General features: G+C 69.0%; 6 protein-coding genes. 5 read left to right on the top strand and 1 reads right to left on the bottom strand.

The window, feature by feature from the left end; translation table 11 throughout:
- Positions 1 to 230 precede the first annotated feature (230 nt).
- Genes M8J74_RS07800 through M8J74_RS07820 form a run of 5 tightly spaced genes read left to right on the top strand, consistent with a single transcriptional unit; the run spans position 231 to position 6,741 of the window.
- Positions 231 to 1,541, top strand: a complete 1,311-nt coding sequence (locus tag M8J74_RS07800; RefSeq protein WP_058924420.1) for an ABC transporter substrate-binding protein — start codon at positions 231 to 233, stop codon at positions 1,539 to 1,541.
- Positions 1,541 to 2,521 carry a carbohydrate ABC transporter permease gene (locus M8J74_RS07805; RefSeq protein WP_058924421.1) on the top strand — a complete coding sequence of 327 codons (981 nt, stop codon included), beginning with the start codon at positions 1,541 to 1,543 and terminating at the stop codon, positions 2,519 to 2,521. The genes M8J74_RS07800 and M8J74_RS07805 overlap by 1 nt, the downstream gene beginning before the upstream one ends.
- Entirely contained in the window at positions 2,518 to 3,402 is an 885-nt protein-coding gene (locus tag M8J74_RS07810) for a carbohydrate ABC transporter permease (RefSeq protein ID WP_249835698.1), read from the top strand. The genes M8J74_RS07805 and M8J74_RS07810 overlap by 4 nt, the downstream gene beginning before the upstream one ends.
- Positions 3,403 to 3,427: 25 nt before the next feature.
- Entirely contained in the window at positions 3,428 to 4,741 is a 1,314-nt protein-coding gene (locus M8J74_RS07815) for a glycoside hydrolase family 36 protein (RefSeq protein WP_249835699.1), read from the top strand.
- On the top strand, positions 4,738 to 6,741 hold the full coding sequence (locus tag M8J74_RS07820) for a beta-galactosidase (RefSeq protein ID WP_249835700.1): 2,004 nt from the start codon (positions 4,738 to 4,740) through the stop codon (positions 6,739 to 6,741). Before M8J74_RS07815 ends, M8J74_RS07820 begins: the two co-directional genes overlap by 4 nt.
- A gap of 35 nt (positions 6,742 to 6,776) precedes the next feature.
- On the opposite strand, the gene M8J74_RS07825 is transcribed toward M8J74_RS07820, so the two are convergent.
- Positions 6,777 to 7,002 (bottom strand): hypothetical protein (locus M8J74_RS07825; RefSeq protein WP_249835701.1); only part of this gene is annotated, 226 nt, incomplete at its 5' end.

Genomic DNA, 7,002 nt, shown 5'->3' on the forward strand with positions numbered 1-7,002 from the left:
GAAACCGGCATGTCCGCTTATCTCACGGCACCTCTGTCCGACCGCTCGGACGAGATCGATCTAAAACATGTCGGTCACGTTTCCACAAAGCTCTTGGGCAGCTATTGACCCATGAGCGGACATGACGCTGTTATTACCGCCACGATGTTCGGTCGAGTTGATTTCTGGTCGGTTTCGACTTGTTTCGACATGGCGCAGTTGTGGCCGAACCCTGCCTTCAGGAGCCGTACATGGACCTCTCCCCCTCGGGTCTCTCCCTTCCCTCCCCCAGCCGCCGCAGTCTGCTGCGCGGCGCGGGCGGTGCCGCGCTGCTCGCCGGAGCGGGCATACCCCTGCTGAGCGCCTGCGGAAGCAGCAGCAGCGGGTCGGATTCCAAGACCGTCAGCGTCGGTTCCAACGACTCGGATGCGGTGCCGAAGAAGGCGTACGCCGCCGTCTACGACGCGTTCAAGAAGCAGTCCGGCATCACGGTCGACGTCAACACGAAGGACCACAACACCTTCCAGGAGCAGATCAACTCCTACCTGCAGGGCACGCCGGACGACGTGTTCAAGTGGTTCGCGGGCTACCGCATGCAGTTCTTCGCCAAGAAGGGCCTCGCGTCCCCGATCGACGACGTGTGGGACAAGATCGGGGGCAACTTCCCCGACGCGATGAAGAAGCTCAGCAAGGGCGAGGACGGCAAGTACTACTTCGTGCCGATGACCACGTACCCGTGGGCGGTCTTCTACCGCAAGAGCGTCTTCCAGGCGAAGGGCTACCAGGTGCCCACCACCTGGGACGAGTTGGTCGCCCTGTGCAAGAAGATGAAGAAGGACGGCCTGGTCCCGATCGCGTTCGGCGACAAGGACGCCTGGCCGGCCATGGGCACCTTCGACCAGATCAACTTCCGCCTGAACGGCTACGACTTCCACGTCGAGCTGATGGCGGGCAAGGCCGCCTGGACCGACGCCAAGGTCAAGGCCGTCTTCGACCACTGGGCCGAGCTGCTGCCCTACCACCAGGACGGCTTCATGGGCCGCACCTGGCAGGACGCCGCGCAGACCCTGGTGTCCAAGAAGGCCGGCATGTACCTCCTGGGCACCTTCGTGGCCCAGCAGTTCACCAACAAGGCCGACCTCGACGACCTCGACTTCTTCGCCTTCCCGGAGATCAACTCCGCGTACGGGCAGGACACCGTGGAGGCGCCCACCGACGGCTTCATGGTCTCCAAGGCGGGGAAGGGCAAGGCCGGCATGGTCAAGCTGATGGAGTACCTGGGCACCCCGGGCGCCGAGGAGCTCTACCTCAAGGGCGACCCGAGCGTGGTCGCGGCCTCCAGCAAGGCCTCCACCGCCTCCTACACGCCGCTGCAGAAGAAGGCGTTCGAGATGATCTCCAACGCCAAGAGCCTGACGCAGTTCATGGACCGCGACTCCCGGCCGGACTTCACCTCCACGGTGATGCAGCCCTCGCTGCAGAAGTTCCTGCAGAACCCCAAGGGCGTCGACAGCCTGCTGGCCTCGATCGAACGCCAGAAGAAGACGATCTTCGCGTCCTGATGAGCGCCGACACCACCACCACGAGCCCGGAGGCGGCCCCCCAGCCGTCTTCGGGCCCCGCGCCTGTCAAGGAGCGGGTCCCGCGGGGCCACAAGCGCCTGCTGACCCGCCGCGACCGCATCACGCTCGCCTTCATGGCCGGCGTGCCGACGGTCCTTCATGTGGCCCTCGTCTGGGTCACCGCCATCGCGTCGATCTTCCTGGCCTTCACCAGCTGGGACGGCATCGGCTTCGACTCCATCAAGTGGGTGGGGCTCGACAACTTCAAACAACTGTTCAGCGACAACCCGCAGTTCTGGCCCGCGGTCGAGCACAACATCATCTGGTTCGTCGTGCTCATCCTGATCCCGACGCCGATGGGCCTGTTCCTGGCCGTCCAGCTGGACAAGAAGATCCGGTTCTCCCGGGTCTACCAGACCGCCTACTTCCTGCCGGTCGTGGTCTCGCTCGCGGTCACCGGCTTCGTCTGGCAGCTCGTCTACAACCCCGACACCGGCCTGATCAACAGCCTCATCGGGGCCAACAAGCCCGGCCACTACATCGACTGGATCGGCGACCCGCACCTGAACCTGTGGGCCGTGCTGGTCGCCGCCTCCTGGCGGCACACCGGCTACATGATGATCCTCTACCTGGCCGGCCTGAAGGGCGTGGACCCCTCCCTGCGCGAGGCCTCCGCCCTGGACGGCGCGAACGAGTGGCAGACGTTCAAGAACGTCATCTTCCCCACCCTGCGCCCCACCAACACCGTCGTCCTGGTGGTCACGATCATCGAGGCCCTGCGCGCCTTCGACCTGGTCTTCGTCTTCAACAAGGGCGCCCAGGGCACCGAGTTGCTGTCGATCCTGATCACCAACAACATCATCGGCGAGTCCAGCCGGATCGGCTACGGCTCCGCGATCGCCGTCGTCCTGCTGGTGATCTCCCTCGCGGTCATCATCCCGTACCTGATCGCGACCTTCCGGAAGGAGCGGCGCGCATGAGCACGGCTGTCGTCACCAAGCAGCGCACTCCCGTCCGCCCGGCCCGGATCCTGCTGCACGTCTTCCTCGTCACCACCTCGCTGGCCTGGCTCGCCCCGCTGGTGTGGGCGGTCTTCGCCGCGCTGCGGCCGTACTCGGAGACCAGCAACAAGGGCTATGTGTCCTGGCCGGACAAGCTGACGTTCGACAACTTCAAGAACGCCTTCGTGCAGTCCGACATGCTGCACTACTTCGGCAACACGCTGATCATCGCGGTGCCCGCCGTGCTGCTGACGCTGCTGCTGTCGTCGATGGTGGCGTTCTACGTCAGCCGGTTCGACTTCCGTCTCAACATCGCCCTGCTGCTGGTGTTCACCGCCGGCAACCTGCTGCCCCAGCAGGTCATCATCACCCCGCTGTACCGGATGTACCTGCTGATCGACCTGCCGGGCGTCACCGCCAGCGGCAAGCTGTACGACTCCGCGCTCGGCCTGGTGCTGATCCACGTCGCGTTCCAGTCCGGGTTCTGCGCGTTCGTGCTGTCCAACTACATGCGGATGCTGCCGCACGAACTCACCGAGGCCGCCCTGGTGGACGGCGCGTCGGTGTGGCGCCAGTACTGGCAGATCGTGCTGCCCCTGTGCAAGCCCGCCATGGCCGCCCTGGCGACGTTGCTGTCCATCTGGATCTACAACGACTTCTTCTGGGCCATCGTGCTGATCTCCACCGGCGAGAACATGCCGATCACCAGCGCGTTGAACAACCTCTCCGGGCAGTACTTCACCGATCCCAACCTCGTCGCCGCCGGAGCCCTGCTCACCGCGATCCCCACCCTGATCGTGTACTTCGTGCTGCAACGGCAGTTCGTCAGCGGCCTCACCCTCGGCGCCAACAAGGGCTGACGCCCCCTTTGTGAAAGAGACCCCCGTGCACCACCCCTTCACCCCCGTCGCCTCCCTCCCCGTGGACCCGCTCAACGCCCGGGTCCACGAGGAGGGCTGGCAGTCCTGGAGCCCCAGCGGGGCCTACGCCCCGGGTGAGCGGCCGTACCGCCCGACCAACGACAACTGGGCGACGGTCTGTTACCGCCCCGGCGTTACCGTCCCCGAGGGCACCTTCCAGGGCGAGGGCCTGCTGGCGCTCGACCCCGGCGACGGCTCACCGGCCCGGTTGTGGGCGGCCGTCGACCCCACCGGCGAGGTCCCCTCCATCCGGCTGACGGTGACGGACGGCCTCGCGGAGGTCACCGCGGACGGTCCGGTGAAGGAGTGGACGGGCACCGGCATCCAGGAAGCGCTGGGCGGCTGGGCCGACAGCCTCGGCGTCGCACCGCCGCGGCCGGCGCCCACCGTCTGGTGCTCCTGGTACGAGTACTTCACGCACGTCACCGAGGACGACATCCACGAGAACCTCCGTGCGATGGACACCCTCGACCTGCCCATCGACGTCGTCCAGATCGACGACGGCTACCAGAAGGCCCTCGGCGACTGGCTCACCCTCTCCGGCCGCTTCCGCTCCCGCGCGGGCATCGCGGACGCCATCCGGGCGCGCGGCCGCCGGGCCGGCATCTGGACGGCCCCCTTCCTGGTGGACCCGGCGAGCGACCTGGCCGGCGAGCACCCCGACTGGCTGGTCCGCTCCGCCGACGGCGGCTTCGCGCACGCCGGCCGCAACTGGGGCCACGACCTGCGGGTGCTGGACACCACCCACCCCGAGGCGGCGGCGTACCTGACGGACGTCTTCCGCACGCTGCGCTCCGAGGGCTACGACTACTTCAAGGTCGACTTCCTGTACGCCGGCGCGCTGGACGGCGTACGGCACGCGGACGTCGACGCGCTGACCGCGTACCGCGACGGCATCCGGCTGATCCGCGAGGCCATCGGCGCCGACGCCTACCTGCTGGGCTGCGGGGCGCCGATCCTGCCCTCCATCGGCCTGTTCGACGCGATGCGGGTCAGCCCCGACACGGCCCCGCACCGCCGCCCCGAGGCCGACGACTACAGCCAGCCCGGCCAGGACCCGGCCGAGTTCACCGGCGTGGGCCGCCAGTGGCAGCACGGCCGGCTCTGGACCAACGACCCCGACTGCCTGATGGCCCGCCCCGCCGTGGAGACCCGCGAGCGCTGGGCGGCCCACGTCGAGGCCACCGGCGGCCTGATGGCCTCCAGCGACCGGTTGCTGTCCCTCGACGAGTGGGGCGTCGCCACCACGCGCCGGCTGCTCTCCGGAGGTGCCCGATGACCCGCGCCCTGAACGTCCCGGGCATCGCCTACGGCGGCGACTACAACCCTGAGCAGTGGCCCGAGGAGGTGTGGGCCGAGGACATGCGGCTGATGGCCGAGGCCGGGGTCACCATGGTCAGCGTCAACATCTTCTCCTGGGCGCTGCTGGAACCCTCCGAGGGCACCTACGACTTCTCGCGCCTGGACCGCATCCTCGGCCTGCTGCACGAGCACGGCATCGCCGCCGACCTCGCGACCCCGACCGCGGCCCCGCCCGCCTGGTTCTTCGTCGCCCACCCGGACGCCCTGCCGGTGGACGCGGACGGCCGCAGGCTGTCGTACGGCAGCCGCCAGACGTTCTGCCCGTCCAGCCCGGCCTACCGGGAGGCCGCCCTGCGGATCGTCGGCGAACTGGCGCGCCGGTACGCCGATCACCCGGCCGTGGCGATGTGGCACGTCCACAACGAGTACGGCTGCCACAACGCCGAGTGCTTCTGCGACACCAGCGCGGAGGCGTTCCGCGCCTGGCTGCAGGACCGGTACGCGAGCCTGGACGCCCTCAACCACGCCTGGGGCACCACCTTCTGGAGCCAGTGGTACTACGACTGGGACCAGATCCTGCCCCCGCGCGCGACCGGCGCGGTCCCCAACCCCACGCACCGGCTGGACTGGCGCCGCTTCTGCAGCGACGCCCTGCTGTCGCTGTACGAGGCCGAACGGGACGTCCTGGCCGAGGCCGCGCCGACGACCCCGGCGACCACCAACTTCATGGTGATGTACAACTTCGACGCCCTCGACTACTGGCGCTGGGCCCCGAAACTGGACATCGTCTCCAACGACCACTACCTGCGCTCCTGTGACCCCGAGTCCGAGATCGACATCGCGCTCAGCGGCGACCTGGTCCGCTCCCTGGCCGGCGGCCCCTGGCTGCTGATGGAGCACTCCACGGGCGCGGTCAACTGGCAGCCGGTCAACCGGGCCAAGACGGCCGGGGAGTTGCGCCGCAACGCCCTCGCGCACGTCGCCCGGGGCGCCGACGGCATCGCCTACTTCCAGTGGCGGGCCGCCAAGGCGGGCGCCGAGCAGTGGCACTCGGCGATGCTGCCGCACGCCGGGACCGACAGCCAGATCTGGCGGGACGTCGTGCGACTGGGCGCGGACCTGCGGGCGCTCGCGGAGGTGCGCGGCAGCACGACGCCGGCCGAGGTGGCCGTGGTCTGGGACTGGGACGCCCGCTGGGCCCTGGAACTGCCCTCGCAGCCGAGCGGCGAACTGCGCTTCCTGGACCTGGTGCGGGACTGGTACGAGCCGTTGTGGCGCGCGGGCGTGGCGGTGGACTTCGTCCGCCCGGACGCCGACCTGTCGGCGTACCGGCTGGTCCTGGCGCCCAGCCTCTACCTGGTCGACGACGCGGGCGCGGCGAACCTCTGTGCGTTCGCCGAGCGTGGCGGTACGCTCGCCGTCGGCTTCCACAGCGGCATGGTCGACGCCGACTGCCATGTGCGGCTGGACGGTTACCCGGGCGCGTTCCGTACGGCCCTGGGCATCCGGACGGACGAGCTGTTCCCGCTGCTGCCCGGGGAGACGGTGGCCCTGAGCGGCGGCGGCACGGGCTCGCTGTGGTCGGAGCGGGTGCGGCTGGAGGGCGCGGAGGCGGTGTCGTCGTACACGACGGGCCCGCTGGCCGGGATCCCGGCGGTGACCCGCAACGCGCACGGCTCGGGCGCCGCCTGGTACCTGTCCACGCGGCCCGACCCGGCGACCCTGGCCGGCCTGCTGGAGCGGGTCCGCGCGGAGGCGGGCGTGACGGCCGTCCGCACGGCGCCCGCCGGGGTGGAGGCGGTGCTGCGGCGCGGCCCCGACGCCGACTACCTGTTCCTGATCAACCACGGCGGCGAGGACGCGACGGTCCCGGTCGCGCCGGGAGCGGTCGAACTGCTCACCGGGAAGCCGGTGGGCGACGCGGTCGCCGTGCCGGCCGGCGACGTCGCCGTGGTGCGGGAGCCGCACCGCCGCTGACGGCCCCGCGCGCCGCACCGCCCTTCGCGCCCTGTTTAACCGCTGCCCGGCAGCGGTTGAACAGGGCGCTTCGCGTTCAATTTCCCGCCTTTCTTGATCGGTTGACGGAAATCCGCGTCCCCGGCGAAGATTTCATCAGTCGCCGGGAACAACCCGGCGAAAACAAAGAGGGGAAGTGAATCGCGATGGAGAACGTCGAGTTCGACGACATCGAGTTCATCGAGACGGCCGAGGAGCTGCTCGCCACCTCCTACTACAAGA

Source organism: Streptomyces panaciradicis (assembly GCF_023516615.1).
Classification (GTDB): domain Bacteria; phylum Actinomycetota; class Actinomycetes; order Streptomycetales; family Streptomycetaceae; genus Streptomyces; species Streptomyces panaciradicis.

Coding starts and splice junctions, on each gene's coding strand:
- M8J74_RS07800 (WP_058924420.1), top strand. CDS start 231: ATGGACCTCTCCCCCTCGGGTCTCTCCCTTCCCTCCCCCAGCCGCCGC.
- M8J74_RS07805 (WP_058924421.1), top strand. CDS start 1,541: ATGAGCGCCGACACCACCACCACGAGCCCGGAGGCGGCCCCCCAGCCG.
- M8J74_RS07820 (WP_249835700.1), top strand. CDS start 4,738: ATGACCCGCGCCCTGAACGTCCCGGGCATCGCCTACGGCGGCGACTAC.
- M8J74_RS07810 (WP_249835698.1), top strand. CDS start 2,518: ATGAGCACGGCTGTCGTCACCAAGCAGCGCACTCCCGTCCGCCCGGCC.